Here is an 18923-nt window from a genome sequence, read left to right on the forward strand (position 1 = left end):
CCTGCCCAACCGCGACGATCATTCACCCCGTCTATAGGCCTACTTCTTCTTGCCTTTCTGGTCGTGCTTGTCGGACTTGGCGAACGCCTCTTCCAGCGCCAGGTTGATGGTGCGCAACACCTTGACCCGCGCCCAGCGCTTGTCATTGGCTTCGACCAGGGTCCACGGTGAAACCTCGGTGCTGGTGCGGTCGACCATATCGCCCACGGCGGCACGGTATTGATCCCACTTATCGCGGTTGCGCCAGTCGTCGTCGGTGATCTTGAAGCGTTTGAACGGGATCGCTTCGCGGGCCTGGAAGCGCTCCAGTTGGGTCTGCTTGTCGATGGCCAGCCAGAACTTGACCACGATCACCCCGGCATCGCGCAGTTGCTCTTCGAAATCGTTGATCTCGCCATAGGCGCGCATCGAGTCCATCGGCGTGCAGAAGCCTTCGATGCGCTCCACCAGCACGCGGCCGTACCAGGAACGGTCAAACACGGTGAACATGCCCCGCGCCGGAATCTGCCGCCAGAAGCGCCACAGGTAAGGCTGGGCGCGCTCGTCTTCAGTGGGTGCGGCGATCGGCACGATTCGGTACTGGCGAGGGTCGAGGGCCGCGGCGACCCGGCGGATCGCGCCCCCTTTGCCGGCCGCATCGTTGCCTTCGAAGACCGTGATCAACGCGTGCTTGCGCATGCGCTTATCGCGCATCAGGCCGGAAAGACGCGCCTGCTCGGTGATCAATTGCTCTTCGTAATCGTCTTTTTCCAGGCTCAGGGTCATGTCCAGACTGTTGAGCAGGCTCACTTGATCCACGGCCGCCGGCAACGGCGCAGGGTTCATGCCGCTGACTTTGCCCTTGGGCTGCCTCAGGGCGTTTTGCAGGCCTTCGAGCAGAATCTTGCCCACCGTGAGGCTGCGATAATTGCTGTCGACCCCTTCGATCACATGCCAGGGCGCGTAGTCGCGGCTGGTGCGGCGCAGGATGCGTTCGCCGAAGTGGACGAACTTGTCATAGGTCTTGGACTGCTGCCAGTCCAGCGGGCTGATCCGCCAACTGTGCAGCGGGTCGTCGGCCAGGGCCTTGAGCCGCGCTTTCATCTGTTTCTTGGACAGGTGAAACCAGAACTTGAAGATCACCGCGCCTTCGTCGCAGAACATCTTCTCCAGGCGCTCAGCGCCGGCGATGCCCTGATCGAGCCGCGCGTCCTTGATATCGCCCTGCACGCGGCTTTGCAGCATCTGGCTGTACCAGTTGCCGAAGAAGACCCCCATGCGGCCTTTCGCGGGCAACTGCCGCCAGTATCGCCAGGCTGGCGGGTGGGCCAGCTCTTCGTCGGTCTGCTGGTCGAAGGTGCGCACCTCGATCAGGCGCGGGTCCATCCATTCGTTGAGCAGCTTGACCGTCTCGCCCTTGCCGGCGCCTTCGACGCCGTTGATCAGGATGATCACCGGGAAACGTTTCTGCTGTTGCAGCTCGAACTGCACTTCCAGCAAGGCTTCGCGCAGGGCCGGTACTTCGGCGTCGTAAGTGTCTTTGTCGATGGCATGACCGATTTCAGCGGATTCGAACATGAGCAGCTCCGTTTCAAGATCGCTCAAGACTAGCGGATTGGGCAGCAACACGCGGCAGGAAATTCCACGCTCGCTTGCCATGGATCAATTCATTGCCGGTTGATCGGCTAGAATGGCCGCCTTGCCTTTGCCGAGTCGCCCATGAACCCTGTAACCCACGCCCAGCTCGACTGGGATGACCAAGGTCGCCCGCACTCGCGGGTCTTCGACGATGTGTACTTTTCCGACCAGTCGGGCCTTGAAGAAACGCGCTATGTGTTCCTCGAACAGAACCGTTTGCAGGCACGGTTTGCGGCCTTGCCGGCGGGCGGGCGCCTGGTGATCGGCGAAACCGGGTTCGGCACCGGGCTGAACTTTCTCTGCGCCTGGCAGTTGTTCGAACAACACGCGGTGGCCGGCGCACGCCTGCATTTTATCAGCGTGGAAAAGTACCCGCTGAGCCACGCCGACCTGCAACGCGCCCTGCTGCTCTGGCCGCAACTGCAGCCGTTCGCCGCGCAATTGCTGGCGCAGTACATCGCCATCCACCCAGGCTTCCAGCGCCTGGTGCTGGATAACGGCCGCGTGACCTTGACCCTGCTGATCGGCGATGCGCTGGAGCAGTTGCCGCAGTTGGATGCGCAGATCGACGCGTGGTTTCTCGACGGTTTCGCCCCGGCGAAGAACCCGGACATGTGGACCGCCGAGCTGTTTGCCGAACTGGCACGCCTGGCGGCCCCGGGGTCGACCATCAGCACCTTCACCAGCACCGGCTGGGTGCGACGCCTGATCAATGCCGCCGGGTTCAAGATGAAGCGCACGCCGGGCATTGGGCATAAATGGGAAATCCTGCGCGGTGAATTCCTCGGTTGGCCGGCCGAGACGCCGTTGCCTGCCGCGAGCAAACCGTGGTTCGCGCGCCCGGCGCCGCTGCACGGCGAACGCAGCGCCCTGGTGATCGGCGGCGGCCTGGCCGGCTGCACCACGGCGGCCAGCCTCGCCGCACGCGGCTGGAACGTCAGCCTGCTGGAGCGCCACACCACCCTGGCCGAGGAAGCCTCGGGCAACCCGCAAGGGGTGCTGTACCTCAAGTTGTCGGCCCATGGCACGGCCCTTTCGCAATTGATTTTGAGCGGGTTCGGCCACACCCGGCGCCTGCTCGAACACCTGCACCGAGGCGTCGACTGGGACGGTTGCGGCGTGCTGCAACTGGCGTTCAACGCCAAGGAAGCCGAGCGCCAGGCCCAGTTGGCTGCGGCGTTTGCCCCAGGCCTGCTGCATCCGTTGGACCAGGCCCAGGCCCAAGCGCGCGCCGGTGTGGCGCTGGAACACGGCGGGCTGTTTTTCCCCGAGGGTGGCTGGGTACATCCGCCGGCCTTATGCGAATGGCAAGCCCGGCACCCGTTGATCAACGTGCTGACGCATCACGAGGCCCTTGAGTTGCAACGGGTCGACGGGCAATGGCAAGCCCTGGCCGGCAACACCCTGCTGGCCAGCGCCACGGTGGTGGTGCTGGCCGGCGCGGCCGAGATCAAGCGGTTCCCGTTCAGCGCCGAGCTGCCCCTCAAGCGCATTCGCGGGCAAATCACCCGCCTGGCGCAAACCCAGGACAGCCAGGCGCTGGCCACCGTGGTCTGTGCCGAAGGCTATGTGGCCCCGGCGCGCCTCGGCGAACACACCCTGGGCGCCAGCTTCGACTTCAAGAGTGACGACCTGGCGCCGACAGTCGCCGAGCATGTCGGCAACCTGGAGATGCTGCGGGAAATCTCCGTCGACCTGGCCCACCGCTTGAACGCCGACACACTGGCCGCCGATCAACTCGAAGGGCGCGCCGCGTTCCGCTGCACCAGCCCGGACTACTTGCCGATTGTCGGGCCGCTGGCCGATCACGCCCTCTTCGACCAGGCCTATGCCGCGCTGCGCAAGGATGCCCGCCAGGTCCCCGAGGCCGCCTGCCCGTGGCTCGACGGCGTGTACATCAACAGCGGCCACGGCTCACGCGGCCTGGTGACCGCGCCGCTGTGCGCTGAATTGCTGGCGGCCTGGCTGGACGATGAACCCTTGCCGCTGCCCAAAAGCGTGGCCGACGCCTGCCATCCGAATCGATTTGCCTTGCGTGCATTGATCCGCGGCACGGGCGGGTCATAACAACGGCAGCGGGCAGGCGGTCAGCGCGCCGGGCTTGAGCGCCTCTACGGTCTGACGCCGGATCTCGGCGGACTCAACCTGGTTCCGCTCCTGCAAAATCACGTTCATCTGCTCGCGGTAGTCGGTATCGCTCAACGTCTCGCCCTGATCAAACACCGCCTGCATCCGTTCGTCGAACGGCGCGGTCAAGCGCCCGAGCGACACACTGTTGGCCTTCTTCAAATAGCCGGTCCACACCGGCAGTTCGACCAGGTAATTCAACAACTCGGATGATTCCTCGGCCGCCCGCACCTGGTCAGCGGCAGCCCTCAAGTGCAAGGGTTTGACCTCACTCAAGCTCTCGAAACGCATATCTCGGGGTTGGCCCGGCAAGTCAAACGTGTCGGCCAAGCCTTTTCGAAAGGCCAGGCTCACCTCCAGCGGGTCGGCGCTGGGGTGTTCGTCGCTGTGCTTGCGGGCAAAACGCTCAAGCCGGTCGAGCCGAAACAATCCCCGACTTAAATGCAGCAGCGGTTCGGCGGTCAACTGACCGCCCTCGACGGCTTTCGAGGCCTCGTGAATATGCGTCAGCACCTCCAGATTGCTGAAACTCGCGGCCGCGGCATCGTCACAATTGAGCGGCGTGGCGGCGCGGTCAAAGACCTCCTGGCGCAAGGCGGCATCGTGTTCGGCCGACTCCAGCACCCACCACACGCGCCGGCTCATGTCCTCACGGACCGTATTGGTATCGGCGGCGCCCCCCAGCCCGGCCAGTAGATGGAACAGCCCATCGGAGCCCGGTTCCGCCTTGAGCGCGCTCCAGGTGGCCTGTTTGCTGGTGAACAGCGTGCCCACGTCCTTCAACCAGAGCTCCTGCGCCCTTTGCTCGGTCATACGGGCAATATCATCTTCCAGAAAGCCCATGCCCACACCGACACGGCTTCGGTAGCGACTCAGCAACTGCCGACTGGCAGCATCCAGGGGGTTGCCCCCAAGGTTAAGCGTGCGCGCAACCCCGCGCGGGACATCGGCCAGCCATTGAGGCAACGCCGTGATTCGATTGCCACGCAGGTCCACCGTCTCCAGGTACGGTGGCCTGCGCAGACCGCCCGGCAGTTCCCTGAGCGAGCAGCTATTGAGGAACAATGTGCGCAGATCCAACATCCGCCCGACCGTCGGCGCGTTCAGCAGCGGGTTGTTATTCAGGTCCAGTAGCCGCAGTTCGGTCAAGCCCGCCAGGGTCGTGCGGGACGCCTCGGTCAGTTGCAACTGGTTGTCGCTCAGGTACAAGCGCTGCAACCCGGGCATCTGCTCCAGCGTCTGCGGCAGGTCGGTCAGTGTGTTGCCCATCAGGTCGAGCGTCTGCAGGCCCTTGAAGTGCTCAAGGAACTGCGCAACGTCATTGTTGAGCGCCATGTGCTTGAGCGACAGCACTCGAACATGGGCGAAATCAACTTCGGCAGGCAACTGAGGCAACGGGCCAGCCACCATGCCGTCCAACTTCAGGCCAAATACCTGCCCCTCCTCATTGGGCAGCAGCGTCTTGCGTTTCCAACTGCGCTCAATGGACTTCATGACCGATTGGCGCGCCGAGCGAAAATCCTTCCGGGCAGAACGGGACATACCTTTGGTCGCCGCCTTGTCGTCATACCAGCGCTTCAACGTCAGCAGCAGCACCTTGAGTTGGCCTTCCAGCCCTTTGACCGCCTTGGCGCGCGACACGTGATCCGGGCCCAGGTCGTGCAGCAACCAGCCGAGCTGGCGTGAGTCGAGCTTGGGGTAGAGCTTGCGCCCCTTGCGCATCAACGCGGCCGGCTGCGTCGGCGGATCTTGCCGTACCGCCTGAATGCATGCCAACGCCGGCTTGGGCTGCGGGCGCTGCGGCCAGAGGTAACGCGCCAGCGTCTTGCGCTCCGCTTGCGCCCTGGCCAGCAGCTCATGGCGCAAGAACGCGCCGCGCTGCGCGCTCGTCAGTTTCAGCGTGGCCAGTTGATCGGTCGACAACGTATCCGTCAGGGCCTGGTAAAACCCCTCCTCGCCGGTAGCGAGCGGGGCCAACGCCTTGCCTTGCCCATCAAATGCCTGACAGCCCCGGGCCGTTGTCACGACGGTGCGGCGCAACGCCGCGTCCGGCGCGCCCTGTTGCGCAATCAGCTCGCCCGTGAGCGTTTCGCGGCGCACTTGCAGCGACATCGCCTGCGGCCAATCGGGCACTCGCGCCAGCAGCCCGACAGCCAGCCGCTGGGTGGCTTCGCTGCCTTGGCGCGGCCAGTACAAACCACTGAACGCCTGATCTTCTTCAAGCAGTTGCAACGCCTCGCGGGTCTGTTGCGCCAACGCCAGCGGCACCCGACCGGACTCACGCAACCGCCCGAGTTCCACGCTCGGTGTCTTGGACAGCAGCTCCCAGGCGATGCGATTGGGCAAGCGCGGATAGCGCGACTTGAGCAAGCCATGATCGCTGTGAGTGATCACCTCGGCGTCCTGATACAGCTGCTCGCACACCTGCCGATGAGTGAGATCGAGCGAGGCGAGCAAGCGTCGTTTCAAGGTCGCCTCAGCCGCGTCAGGTTCAACCACGCCGCCGAGCAATGTCTGGGTTTCATCGGCGTCCAGCGCGGCGAGCAGCGTTGGTATGACCTCGCCGTCTTCCAACTGTCGCTCGGTGATGTGGATGCTCATGTCTTCATAATTGAAGGGGGCTACGTCCGGGTAGCGCCCGAGCAGGTTGCCCTCACGGCTCAACACTTCGAAGTAGCGCCCGCTGGGCCAATCGGCCATATGCGGCAAGGCGAACATCTGGGTGCGTGCCGTACTGGTATCCAACTGTGCCTGATGTTCAAGCTGCCAGGTCAGGTCACGCACTTTTTGCTCTTGTATGAAACGCACCACACCGTCCCTGAAGCGCTCCGGCAATGGCAGGTTTTCCGCCGCCAGGTAGCGCAACTCGGACAACGACAGGTCGGCAATGTGCGCAATCTCGTTCAAGCGCTCATCGCTCAGCGCACCCAGCGCGGGATGCAAGCGTTTGATGATGTAGGACCGGTTTTCCCACTCGTCGGGCCGCTCCCACTCAAACCGCCAACCGCCCATGGAATTGTGCTCAAGCACCGGACGATAGGCCTCGCCGCGCTGTGGGTGCAGGGCGCGCCACTGCTTGGTGCCGGCGTCGAAGACCATCGAATACACCCCGCCTTCGATCTTGACGTAGAACCTCCCGTTGACCTGATACACACCCGCGCCGTTGGCCACGCTGCCGGCGATCACTTCCGGGGGCTGACGATAGGCCTGGGCCCGACGCCGCCATAACCCCGTGCTGTCGTCGGGCCGCTTGACGGCCTCCATGCTGTCAAAAAAATCCACCGGCCGGGTGATCAGGCGCTTGGCTGCGCTGAACACCTTTGCACCTGCCGCAAACAGAGCCATCCCCGCGATGCTTTCAGCCACGTTGACCAAATGCCCGAGCGCCTCGGCTTTTTCACGATGATTCCAGTCGTCGGTGCCCTCAAACACTTCGCCCAGTAACTGGCCGATGCCGACCCCCATCATCAAGGCCCCCAACCCCGGCACCACAAAACCGGCGACGTTGAGCACGGTCAAGCCGGCGTCCAGGTAGTTCTGCAGGCGCTTCCGGCGCGCGTCTTCATCCGCCTGCGCCGTGGGCACCGCCAACAGGTGCGCGTCGAGCAGCAGCTTGCCGGTGCCGACGTTGAAAAAGAACCTCGACAGGTTGCCCGTCTCCGCCACCGGTTCCAGACGCGCCAGGGTTCGGCTGCGGTCAAATCGCTGGAAAAAATCGAAGCGTTCCGACTCGTCCAGGTAGCCGGTAAAGAAGCGCCGATAGGTCTGTACCTGGAGCTTGAGCGTCAGGTACTGTTTGAAGTCATCCAGCGACGGGTACTCGTACCAGGGGCGTATCGGTTCATTGGGCATGTACAGCACCACCGGGCCCGAGGAAAAACCATCTGTCGAGGCGTGGGCCAACACCATCACGCCCCACACGCAGCTCCCGCCGATATTCAGCCCCTGCCAGACCAGCGGCTTACCGTGAAACAGCAGATGCTGCATCTGCTCGGCGGGGGCATCCGCCTTGATCAGCGCCTGCAGCACCGTGTAGGTCGACTGGCTGATATCGCCCTTGGCATACGCGAGGTGCAGATCGGTCTGCATGTCCATGCACCTGGCTTGCCCCAGGGTCGAGACGGTTGGGTTGTAACTGCGCGCAGCCGCCGCTGAGTTGCCCGAAGCCGGCAGATTGAACACCTCCCGCAGATGCCGTTGATAGGCGGCACCGAGGTCCAGCTCCCGGCAGTAGCCCACGAAGGTTTCGGCGCTGAGGCCTTCAATGACCGCCTGCCCCGCACGAATGACCGAGCCCTGCTCCATCCCGCCGGGCTCGGCAAACGCCTGCGGGAAGTTCTGCATGGCCGCCTGCAGCAGGCTGTGTCGCTCAGTCTTGATGACCTCGATCGCCGGGCCGACCGGGGCTTTCATTTTGAAAGAACGCTGAGGCACATCCAGCGTGTCGCGCTCGATATCCAACGACGCATGCCCCTTGCCCGCCAGAAACGCCTTCAGCCGCTCGGCGCAAAAAACCTTGAGCGGTTTGACCCGCGCCAACAGGCGCGCCGCTTGTTCGTGAGGGTGCTGGCTGTGTTCATGGGCGTTTTGCAGGGCCTGGCGCGTCTGGCTATCGGCGTCTATCCACCAGGCGGGCAACGTCTCTTGCAGCACCTGGGCTTTGTCCAGGTCTGCGGTGATTTCCAACAGCGCGGCGGTGACTTGTTCTTGCGTCACCGGCGCGGCGGTTTGAGCTGAATCCTGTGATTCGGCCATCGGTAGCCTTCCTTATCGCGTTGAGTAATGACGCTCAACGATAAGCCCGACGCCTGCGGCGAATGACGCAAAAACCGGGGCGGTTGCCCCACCAAACCGCGCAAAATTTGTATGTTTACCAGCCCTATTTACCGCCCGCGAATCCGCCGCCACGCGCGGCGCAGGGTCGCGCCCGAGCAGTCAAGGCTGTTTGCCTTATAACAGATTGTTCTAAAACTCCGTTGATTTGCCCGTGTCAGTTTCTGGGTACGCGCCCTTTGGGCGTATTGAGTGTTGAACCTCCCCAACGGAAAAACCGGTAAGGAATTTATGTGCGGATTAGCTGGAGAACTACGTTTCGATGCCCAACCTGCCGACCTGGCTGCGATTGAGCGCATCACCCACCACTTGGCCCCACGCGGCCCCGATGCCTGGGGCTTCCATGCCCAAGGGCCGATTGCCCTGGGCCATCGGCGCCTGAAAATCATGGACCTGTCGGACGGTTCTGCCCAACCGATGGTCGACGCGCAGTTGGGTTTGTCCCTGGCCTTCAACGGCGCGATCTATAACTTCCCGGAACTGCGCCAGGAGCTGGAAGCCTTGGGCTACGCCTTCTATTCCGGCGGCGACACCGAGGTGCTGCTCAAGGGCTACCACGCCTGGGGCGAAGCCCTGCTGCCCAAGCTCAACGGCATGTTTGCGTTTGCCATCTGGGAGCGCGATGCCCAGCGTCTGTTTATTGCTCGTGACCGTCTCGGCGTGAAGCCGCTGTACCTGTCGCGCACCGGCCAGCGCCTGCGCTTTGCCTCGACGTTGCCGGCGCTGCTCAAGGGCGGCGATATCAACCCGATCCTCGATCCGGTGGCGCTCAACCATTACCTGAACTTCCACGCCGTGGTGCCCGCGCCGCGCACGCTGCTGGCTGGCATCGAGAAACTGCCGCCGGCCAGTTGGATGCGTATCGACGCCCACGGCAACACCGAGCAGAAAACCTGGTGGACCCTGCCTTACGGCCCGCGTGAGGATGAGCAGCACCTGACCCTCGAAGACTGGACCGACCGCGTACTCGACAGCACCCGCGCAGCCGTGGCCATCCGCCAACGCGCCGCCGTGGATGTGGGCGTGCTGCTGTCCGGCGGCGTCGACTCGAGCCTGCTCGTCGGCCTGCTGCGAGACGTCGGCGTGCAGGACCTGTCGACCTTCTCCATCGGTTTTGAAGACGCCGGCGGCGAACGCGGCGACGAGTTCCAGTACTCGGACCTGATCGCCAAGCACTACGGCACCCGTCACCACCAACTGCGCATTGCCGAGGGCGAGATCATCGAGCAACTGCCGGCCGCGTTCCGCGCCATGAGCGAGCCGATGGTCAGCCACGACTGCATCGCCTTTTACCTGCTGTCGCGGGAAGTGGCCAAGCACTGCAAAGTGGTGCAAAGCGGCCAGGGCGCCGACGAGCTGTTCGCCGGCTACCACTGGTACCCGCCAGTGGACGGCGCCAGCGATCCGTATGCGGCGTACCGCGAGGCGTTTTTCGACCGCAGCTACGACGACTACGCGGCCACCGTCGCGCCGAAATGGCTGACCGCCAATGACGCCGCCGGCGACTTCGTGCGCGAGCATTTCGCGATGCCGGGCGCGGACGCCGCCGTGGACAAGGCCCTGCGCCTGGACAGCACGGTGATGCTGGTGGACGACCCGGTCAAACGCGTCGACAACATGACCATGGCCTGGGGCCTGGAAGCGCGCACACCGTTTCTCGACTACCGCCTGGTGGAACTGTCGGCCCGCGTACCGGGCAAATTCAAATTGCCCGACGGCGGCAAGCAGGTCCTCAAGGAAGCGGCGCGTCGGGTCATCCCGAGTGAAGTCATCGACCGCAAGAAGGGTTACTTCCCGGTGCCCGGCCTCAAGCATTTGCAGGGCGATACCTTGAACTGGGTCCGCGATTTGCTGCTGGACCCGAGCCAGGACCGCGGCCTGTTCAATCCGGCCATGCTCGACCGCCTGCTCACCGACCCACACGGTCAACTCACCCCGCTGCGCGGCTCCAAGCTGTGGCAACTGGCGGCGCTGAACCTGTGGCTCAGCGAACAAGGAATCTGATCGATGAAACCTCTCGCAGCGGCTTACAGCCAACGCTTGCTCAAGGGCCAGGCGCCGACCTACGAGCGCCTGCAAGCACGCCTGGCCGAAGACGGCAGCCCACTGGCCGCCGAGCCGATCGCGGTGCATTGCGGCTGGGGCCGGTTGTTGATCGGCCACACGTTTCCCGACCCGGCCAGCCTCGCCGAGGAGCTGCTCAACGAGCAGGCCGGCGAGCGCGACATCGCGCTATACGTGGCCGCGCCCCAGCAGATCCTGGGGATCGATCCGCAGCAACTGTTCCTCGACCCGTCCGACACGTTGCGCTTGTGGTTCTCTGACTATCGTCCGTCGACCCGCGTGTTTCGTGGCTTCCGTATTCGCCGCGTGCAGACCGAGGCCGATTGGCAAGCGGTCAACCAGCTCTATCAGGGACGCGGCATGCTGCCGGTTGACGCCGCACGCCTGACGCCCCGCCACGCGGGCGGCCCGGTGTATTGGCTGGCCGAGGACGAAGACAGCGGCGCGGTGATCGGCAGCGTGATGGGCCTCAACCATCAGAAAGCCTTCCACGACCCGGAACACGGTTGCAGCCTGTGGTGCCTGGCGGTCGACCCACACTGCACCCGTCCCGGCGTCGGCGAAGTGCTGGTGCGCCACCTGGTAGAACACTTCATGAGCCGTGGCCTGAGCTACCTGGACCTGTCGGTGCTGCACGACAACCGCCAGGCCAAGAGCTTGTACGCCAAGCTCGGCTTTCGTGCCCTGACCACCTTTGCGATCAAGCGCAAGAACGGCATCAACCAGCCGCTGTTCCTCGGCCCTGGCCCGCAGGCGGGGTTCAACCCCTACGCCCGGATCATCGTCGAAGAAGCCCATCGTCGTGGCATCGACGTACACGTGGACGACGCCGATGCCGGCCTGTTCACCCTCAGCCATGGCGGCCGACGCGTGCGCTGCCGTGAATCGTTGAGCGACCTGACCAGCGCCATCAGCATGACCTTGTGCCAGGACAAAAGCCTGACCCACAAGGTGCTCAACGCCGCCGGGTTGAAACTGCCGGCGCAACAACGGGCAGGCAGCGCCGATGACAACCTGGAGTTCCTCGACGAACACCAGCGCATCGTGGTCAAACCGCTCGATGGCGAACAAGGCCAAGGCGTGGCGGTGGATCTGCAGACCATCGAAGAGGTGCAACAGGCGATTGAAGCGGCGCGCCAGTTCGACAGCCGGGTCTTGCTCGAAAGTTTCCACGAAGGCCTGGACCTGCGCATCCTGGTGATCGGCTTCGAAGTAGTCGCCGCAGCGATCCGCCGCCCGGCCGAAGTGATCGGTGACGGCCAGCATTCCATCCGCGCCCTGATCGAGGCGCAAAGCCGTCGTCGCCAGGCCGCCACCGACGGTGAAAGCAAAATCCCCCTGGACGCCGAAACCGAGCGCACCCTGCACGCAGCCGGTTATGACTACTCCAGCATCCTGCCCAGCGGCGTGCAGTTGGCCGTGCGCCGAACCGCCAACCTGCACACCGGCGGCTGCCTGGAAGACGTCACCGGCATCCTCCATCCGACGCTGGTCGACGCCGCCGTGCGCGCCGCGCGTGCCCTCGACATCCCGATGGTCGGCCTCGACCTGATGGTGCCGGCGGCCGATCAACCGGACTACGTGTTTATCGAAGCCAACGAACGGGCCGGGCTGGCCAATCATGAGCCGCAGCCGACAGCGGAGCGGTTTGTGGATTTGTTGTTTCCGCACAGTCAGCCAAGCGCTTGAAAGATGTATTGCCTGGAGCGGCGCTATCGCCGCTCCAACCCCTCATCGAAACCATCGATGCCCTCACCCCATCAGGAGTTTCCATGACCCGAACCCTCCCCGAACCGGATCTCAACTACCTGCAAAAAGTGCTGCTGGAAATGCTCGCCATTCCCAGCCCGACCGGCTTTACCGACACCATCGTGCGCTATGTCGCCGAACGCCTGGAAGAACTCGGCATCCCCTTTGAAATGACCCGCCGTGGCACCATCCGCGCCACCCTCAAGGGCCAGAAAAACAGCCCCGACCGCGCGGTGTCGGCGCACTTAGACACCATCGGCGCCGCCGTGCGTGCGATCAAAGACAACGGCCGCCTGACACTCGCCCCGGTTGGCTGCTGGTCGAGCCGCTTTGCCGAAGGCAGCCGCGTCAGCCTGTTCACCGACAACGGCGTGATCCGTGGCAGCGTGTTGCCGCTGATGGCCTCCGGGCATGCGTTCAACACCGCCGTGGATGAGATGCCGGTGAGTTGGGACCATGTCGAGCTGCGTCTGGACGCGTACTGCGCCACCCGCGCCGATTGCGATTCCCTGGGGATCGGCATCGGTGACTATGTGGCGTTCGACCCACTGCCCGAGTTCACCGAGAGCGGGCATATCAGCGCGCGTCACCTCGACGACAAGGCCGGCGTCGCCGCCCTGCTCGCCGCTCTCAAGGCGATCATCGACAGCGGCGAACCCTTGCTGATCGACTGCCACCCGCTGTTCACCATCACCGAGGAAACCGGAAGTGGCGCGGCGGCCGCCCTGCCCTGGGACGTGAGTGAGTTCGTCGGCATCGACATCGCCCCGGTCGCCCCCGGCCAGCATTCCAGCGAACATGCCGTCAGCGTGGCGATGCAGGATTCCGGCGGGCCGTATGACTATCACCTGTCGCGCCACCTGCTGCGCCTGGCGATGGATAACGAACTGCCGGTACGCCGCGATCTGTTTCGTTATTACTTCAGCGATGCGCACTCGGCGGTCACCGCCGGCCACGACATTCGCACTGCTTTGCTGGCGTTTGGTTGCGATGCGACCCATGGCTATGAACGCACCCACATCGACAGCCTCGCGGCGCTGAGCCGTTTGTTGGCGGCTTACATTCTCAGCCCGCCGGTATTCGCCAGCGACGCGCAACCGGCGCAGGGTTCACTGGATCGGTTCAGTCATCAGCTCGAGCACGAGACCCAGATGGAGAGCGACACCCGCGTGCCGTCGGTGGACAGCCTGGTCGGCCAGAAATCCTGACACTGGCAACAACGGTCCCGGCGCAGTAGCATCGCCGGGACTTAACCCCAGAGGCTTGTATGCTGATTCCCTACGACGCACTTGAAGTCGACACCCTGACCCGCCTCATCGAAGACTTCGTGACCCGCGACGGCACCGACAATGGCGACGACACGCCCCTGGAAACCCGCGTACTGCGCGTGCGCCAGGCACTGACCAAGGGCCAGGCATTGATCGTATTCGACCCCGACAGCGAGCAATGCCAGTTGATGCTCAAACACGACGTGCCCAAGCATCTGTTCGACTGAAATGGCAGTTCAGGGGTTGGGCACCAGCACCGGATGAGTCGCGGCGCCCTGGCGTTCGACGATCTTCTGGTACACCTCGGCGCGATGGACCTGCACCCCGGCGGGGGCTTCGACCCCGAATTTCACCTGGGAACCGTTGAGTTCGAGAATGTGCAAGGCGATGTCATCGCCGATGGAAATGATTTCGCCTACGGCACGGCTTAAGACCAGCATGGCGGTTGTCCTTTTCGAGTGACAGGACCCCGACCTTGCGCGCTTGGGTGATGCTCAGCAATGACTTGCGGTCGAATCAGGCATCACCTACAGCAGTAGGTAATTTGCCTGACAGACCACATGATTTTTTTGCGCAGAGCCCGGTCAAGAAACCGATCAGCCCTTAATCGCCTGGGCTTTGGCGCGCATCTTGTCAGCCATCACGGTCATCTCGTCATACAGCAACTGCGGGTTCTTCTGCTTCAACGCCCAGGCCATCCGCCCTTGCTCGTGGGGCAAGATCATGAACTCACCCTCGGCCACCCGCTGGTAAATGTAATCGGCGATATCGGCCGCCGAAATCGGCGAGCTTTCCAGCAACTTGCCCACCTGCGCCTTCATCGCCGGGGTCGGCCCACGGAATGAGTCCAACAGGTTGGTCTGGAAGAACGACGGGCACACCACGTGAACCCCGACTTCCTGCTGCTTGAGCTCCACCAGCAAACTCTCCGACAACGCCACCACACCCGCCTTGGCCACGTTGTAGTTGCTCATGGCCGGCCCTTGCATCAGCGCCGCCATTGAGGCGATGTTGATGATGCGGCCTTTGCTCTTTTCCAGCAGCGGCAGGAACGCCTTGCAGCCCTTGACCACGCCCATCAGGTTGATTGCGATCTGCCAGTCCCAGTCTTCCAGGGACAGTTCGGCGAAGAACCCGCCAGAGGCCACGCCAGCATTGTTGACGATTACATCGATGCCGCCCAGCTTGACCTCGCAGGCCTGGGCAAAGGCGGTGAGCTGGCTGTAGTCGCGCACATCGCAACGCTGGATAAACCCATCGCCGCCCGCCTCGCGCACTTGCTTGAGGGTCTCTTGCAAGCCCGGCTCGCTGACATCCGACAAGGCCAACTGCCAACCCTCGCGGGCCCAGCGCAGCGCGATTTCGCGACCCAGTCCGGACCCGGCACCGGTGATCATCATGCGATTTTGCATAGGAAAATAGCCTTGTGGTTCACGGAAGAAGTGATCGGCAGTGTAGCGAAGGTTTTTCCTACACCCACGCACCATCCAATTGATGAATGCCCTGAGCAAACCGCGGGACGGGTCGGATGCCATGGCCTGGCCTAAGTTCAATCTTTTTCAACTAAGCGCAGGCATTTGTCGGCGCGTTAAAAGAAATAAGTGCGTTTCCAAAATGCTTTAAAAAAACACGGAATTTTCTGCGAAGCGGCACAGTCGGAGTTGTTAAGGCGTCCGCAATTAAACCGGCGGGCCTAATGTTAAACAACCAGTCCTTGCACAAGGCCTATAAGGAAATACAACTATGAGCCTCATTTTAATCATCATCCTGATTCTCCTGCTGGTCGGCGGTTTGCCGGTGTTCCCGCACTCCCGTAGCTGGGGTTATGGGCCGTCGGGTATTCTCGGTGCCGTCCTGGTGGTGCTGCTGATCCTGTTGTTACTCGGCAAGATATAAACGCCGGGCAAAAAAAAGAGGCCTTCATGAAGGCCTCTTTTTTATTGCCGGGCGATTAGTCCGGCTTACCGTCGACAACACCGGCGGTGTTATCCAGCAAACTTTTGGTCGCGGTCTGCAGGAACGATTCGAGCTTCTGTTTCAGCCCAGCCTCGTCCGGCGATTCCGCGATCACTTTACCGGTCGGCTCGGCGCCCAGTTCGTATTCCCACAGCTTCGGCGGCATTTCCTTAGGCAATACCAGCACGCGGTCGCCGGTGACCAGCGCCACGGTCTGATCGCTGCCCGAAGGCTTGATCACGCCGAAGCCCTTGTCGCCTTCTGGCAGGTTGAGCAGGTCACGGCCCCAGCACTGGTGCAGGGTGTCGCCACCGAGACGGCCCATGATGGTCGGTACGATGTCGATCTGGGTGCCCACGGTGTGGTCACGCTCGCCGAACTTCTCTTGCATGCCCGGTGCAATCATCAGCATTGGCACGTTGAAGCGGCCCAGGTCCATCTCGGTGATCTGCTGCTCGTTACCGAAACCGTGGTCGCCCACGATCACAAACAGGGTTTCCTTGAAGTACGGCTCCTTGCGGGCCTTTTCAAAGAACTGGCCCAGGGCCCAGTCGGAGTAGCGCATCGCCGTCAAATGCTCGTTGAGGCTGCCACGGTCGGTGACTTTCTCCACCGGCAACGGGGTCGGCAAGGCATACGGCGTGTGGTTGGACAGGGTTTGCAGCAGGGCGTAGAACGGTTTGCCGCCTTCACGCGCTTTCAGTTCTTCCAGGCCACGGTTGAACATGTCCTGGTCGGACACGCCCCACGTCGGATCGGAGAACACCGGGTCGACAAAGTCGTTGCGGCCGATGAAGTTGGTCATGCCCTGGTTGCTGAAGAAGCCCGACTGGTTGTCCCAGGCGAAATCGCCGTTGTAGACATACACGTCGTCAAACTTGCGCGCACTGAGCAACTGCGGCAGGCCCGACAGCTTGTGGCTGCCTTCCGGGGTCTGCATCAGGTACTCGAACCCCGGCAGGTTCGGGAAGCACGCCATGGTGGCAAACATACCCTGGTGGGTGTGAGTGCCGTTGGAGAAGAAGCGGTCGAACAGCAGGCCTTCCTTGGACAGTTTGTCGAAGTACGGCGTGATATTGCCCGGACGCCCCAGGGCGCCCACCGAGTGACCGGCGAAGCTCTCCATCAGGATGACCACGACGTTCTTGATCGGCAGGGTTTTCTCGGCCGGTGGCGTGAAATCACGGCGCACGGCGGCGGTGTCGGTATCCACCAGCTTCTCTTGCGGCAGCACCAGCATGTCGCGCACGGTCTGGGTGGCCAGCGGTTGTTCGAGGGTGGCCTTCCAGATGTTGGTGCGGTCTTCGGAGAAGCGCGACTTGGCTGCGGCGATCAGCGACAACGTGCCATTGAGGCCCAACTGGTTGGCGAAGTTCGAATCGGTGGTATAGACGTCACCCCAACGCAGCGGCGGGCCCTGGCGCAGGGTGCCGCGAGCGGCGACCACGGCGACCAGCAGGCACACCACAAACACCGCGATCCGCGAATACCACGGCGCCACTTGGCGGGTGCCAATGCTGCCGCCGCTGAACGGGCCGCGTGGGCGCGTCGCGCGGTCGGCGCCCTTGAAGGCCATGCTCAGGATCAGCGTGCCCACGGCCCAGGCGAGCAGGTAGCGCACCACCGGAAAACCGTACCAGAGCATGCTCATCACGGTTTTCGGGTCTTCCTTCACGTATTGGAAGACCAGGCCGTTGAGGCGCTGGTGGAATTCGCGGTAGAAGTCCATTTCCATCAGGCCCAGGAACAGCGCGATGCTAGAGGCCAGGGTCAGCCAGAAACGGAAGAACCCGCGCGCGGCCATGGCCCGCACACTGAACAGTGCCAGCAGCAAGGGGATCACCAGGTACACCACCAGGCGAATGTCCAGGCGCAGGCCGTTGGCGAACGCTTCCAGGAAGGTCGAGGCCGGTGTGTCGAGGATCATCTCGCGGTTGTACGCCAGCAGCGCCAGGCGCAGCAGGGAGAACATCACCATCATGACCAATGCGCAAAGCAGCGTGTATGCCAGATGGGATTTGACGGTCGGTTGCAGCAGGCGATTAGAAGCTCGCTGCTGATTCAGGGCGTCCGGGTTTGCCATGTCGTTTCAGGACCCATTGGAAGTTTAAGTTGCGAAAGAGTGCAGTGGCGTCCGACCCTCGCCCAGGCTGGCTGGGGTAGGCGGTAAACGCGGTGGCGCAAATGGTGCCCGATCACTGCCGGCAACGCTATTAATTACTGAACGCGTGCCGCAATCCTGCCGCTGACGGAGCGTGAGATAGAGCCGTTGCAGGGAGATAAAGCCGGCGAATTGTCTTGGATGAGATGTGAAAATTTCGTACAGCGAATATTTCGACACACAATATCAAGGCATTCGTTGAAACCATTGTGGGAGGGGGCTTGCCCCCGATAGCGGTGGTTCAGCCACTGTTGTAACGACTGATACACCGCTATCGGGGGCAAGCCCCCTCCCACATTTTCCGTACTCACTCCTGCTTGAGTGAGTCGAGCGCTCAGAAGCGCATGTTGCCCCGTGGCCCGGCAATCGCCCAGATGATCAGGCCCAGGACCGGCAGCAGCAGGATCAACAGAATCCACAGCACCTTGGCACCGGTGCTTGCGCCACTTTTGAACACATTGATGATCGCCCAGATATCCAGCGCGAGGATGATCAGCCCGACCAGACCGTTGAAAGTGGAACCCATGGTGTCGCTCCTAAGTGAGGGCATGCCCTTGTAGGATAGCCAGCCCTGGCAGGGGGTTCCGTTTTATTTCAGACGTGGACCGCGACCCGCAGCGCTTCCAGGGACGGTTCGCCCTTGATGCCAACTTCGGCGCACAGTTCCAGCACGCGCGGCAGGTCGTTGCCGTACACCAGCACGGCCTGGATCTCGTCGTCCAGTGGCTGGCTGAAGTTCAGCAACACATAACCACCGTCTTCCGGGCTGAGGGCACTCATCTGGATCTGGATGCGATTGAGCGCAGTGAGGGCTTCGGTCTTGGCCAGTTGCTTGGGCTTGAGGTTAAACGCCACGCCGGGGCCGAACGATGCAACGATCTGCGCAAACAGGTCGCCATAGGTGTCGGCCTGGAACAGCACGGTGTCCGGCAGGCTGCCGACCACTACCCACTCGCCCAACGGAATCGAAAACGTATCGTCGTAGTTGATGTCCGGGTTTGCCGCCAGAAACGCCACAGGGTCGGCGTAGGCCTGCGCCGCTTCTTCGGCGATGCGTGCCACCTCGTCGTCGCCCATGACGCCGGCGCTGATTTTACGGATGAGTTCGACGAGGGCGTTTTTCATGAAAGGGTCCTGTGGCGGGCTGG

Annotated in this window: 13 protein-coding genes; 6 read left to right on the top strand and 7 right to left on the bottom strand. The window is 62.8% G+C overall.

Going from position 1 to position 18923, the window contains the following annotated elements; all coding sequences use genetic code 11:
- Positions 1 to 39 precede the first annotated feature (39 nt).
- The gene (pap, locus tag U5A08_RS20570; protein WP_198717174.1) at positions 40 to 1557 is read right to left on the bottom strand and encodes a polyphosphate:AMP phosphotransferase; all 1518 of its coding nucleotides are present in this window, start codon (positions 1555 to 1557) and stop codon (positions 40 to 42) included.
- A gap of 141 nt (positions 1558 to 1698) precedes the next feature.
- On the opposite strand from pap, the gene mnmC reads away from it, so the two are divergent.
- The gene (mnmC, locus tag U5A08_RS20575) at positions 1699 to 3684 is read left to right on the top strand and encodes a bifunctional tRNA (5-methylaminomethyl-2-thiouridine)(34)-methyltransferase MnmC2/FAD-dependent 5-carboxymethylaminomethyl-2-thiouridine(34) oxidoreductase MnmC1 (protein WP_321848356.1); all 1986 of its coding nucleotides are present in this window, start codon (positions 1699 to 1701) and stop codon (positions 3682 to 3684) included.
- Here mnmC and U5A08_RS20580 read toward each other — a convergent pair.
- Positions 3679 to 8499 (bottom strand): NEL-type E3 ubiquitin ligase domain-containing protein, encoded by a 4821-nt coding sequence (locus U5A08_RS20580; protein ID WP_321848358.1) that lies wholly within the window; start codon positions 8497 to 8499, stop codon positions 3679 to 3681. The genes mnmC and U5A08_RS20580 overlap by 6 nt on opposite strands.
- 309 nt (positions 8500 to 8808) lie before the next feature.
- Here U5A08_RS20580 and U5A08_RS20585 point away from each other — a divergent pair, with 309 nt between their 5' ends.
- From U5A08_RS20585 to U5A08_RS20600, 4 genes are all read left to right on the top strand, one after another.
- Complete coding sequence (locus U5A08_RS20585; protein WP_253397623.1) at positions 8809 to 10581, top strand: N-acetylglutaminylglutamine amidotransferase; 1773 nt, start codon at positions 8809 to 8811, stop codon at positions 10579 to 10581.
- Between the two features lie 3 nt (positions 10582 to 10584).
- A complete protein-coding gene (gene ngg / locus U5A08_RS20590; RefSeq protein ID WP_321848360.1) occupies positions 10585 to 12330 on the top strand; it encodes an N-acetylglutaminylglutamine synthetase in 1746 nt (581 codons plus the stop codon).
- A gap of 83 nt (positions 12331 to 12413) precedes the next feature.
- Entirely contained in the window at positions 12414 to 13598 is a 1185-nt protein-coding gene (locus tag U5A08_RS20595; protein ID WP_321848362.1) for an osmoprotectant NAGGN system M42 family peptidase, read from the top strand.
- A gap of 59 nt (positions 13599 to 13657) precedes the next feature.
- A complete protein-coding gene (locus U5A08_RS20600; protein WP_003236706.1) occupies positions 13658 to 13885 on the top strand; it encodes a YheU family protein in 228 nt (75 codons plus the stop codon).
- Positions 13886 to 13894: 9 nt separating this feature from the next.
- Here U5A08_RS20600 and csrA read toward each other — a convergent pair whose 3' ends face one another.
- The gene (gene csrA, locus U5A08_RS20605; protein ID WP_198717300.1) at positions 13895 to 14098 is read right to left on the bottom strand and encodes a carbon storage regulator CsrA; all 204 of its coding nucleotides are present in this window, start codon (positions 14096 to 14098) and stop codon (positions 13895 to 13897) included.
- 156 nt (positions 14099 to 14254) lie between these two features.
- Positions 14255 to 15070 (bottom strand): SDR family oxidoreductase, encoded by an 816-nt coding sequence (locus tag U5A08_RS20610; RefSeq protein WP_321848366.1) that lies wholly within the window; start codon positions 15068 to 15070, stop codon positions 14255 to 14257.
- Between the two features lie 331 nt (positions 15071 to 15401).
- Between U5A08_RS20610 and U5A08_RS20615 the strand changes: the two genes are divergently transcribed.
- The gene (locus tag U5A08_RS20615) at positions 15402 to 15554 is read left to right on the top strand and encodes a DUF3309 family protein (RefSeq protein WP_198717298.1); all 153 of its coding nucleotides are present in this window, start codon (positions 15402 to 15404) and stop codon (positions 15552 to 15554) included.
- Positions 15555 to 15609: 55 nt separating this feature from the next.
- Here U5A08_RS20615 and U5A08_RS20620 read toward each other — a convergent pair whose 3' ends face one another.
- From U5A08_RS20620 to U5A08_RS20630, 3 genes are all read right to left on the bottom strand, one after another.
- Positions 15610 to 17697, bottom strand: a complete 2088-nt coding sequence (locus tag U5A08_RS20620; protein ID WP_321848369.1) for an LTA synthase family protein — start codon at positions 17695 to 17697, stop codon at positions 15610 to 15612.
- A 412-nt stretch (positions 17698 to 18109) separates the two neighbouring features.
- Positions 18110 to 18301 carry a PLDc N-terminal domain-containing protein gene (locus U5A08_RS20625; RefSeq protein WP_198717296.1) on the bottom strand — a complete coding sequence of 64 codons (192 nt, stop codon included), beginning with the start codon at positions 18299 to 18301 and terminating at the stop codon, positions 18110 to 18112.
- A gap of 68 nt (positions 18302 to 18369) precedes the next feature.
- Positions 18370 to 18900 (bottom strand): hypothetical protein, encoded by a 531-nt coding sequence (locus U5A08_RS20630; protein WP_247404577.1) that lies wholly within the window; start codon positions 18898 to 18900, stop codon positions 18370 to 18372.
- Positions 18901 to 18923: the final 23 nt, after the last annotated feature.

This window comes from Pseudomonas paraveronii, assembly GCF_963681955.1.
Taxonomy (GTDB): domain Bacteria; phylum Pseudomonadota; class Gammaproteobacteria; order Pseudomonadales; family Pseudomonadaceae; genus Aquipseudomonas; species Aquipseudomonas paraveronii.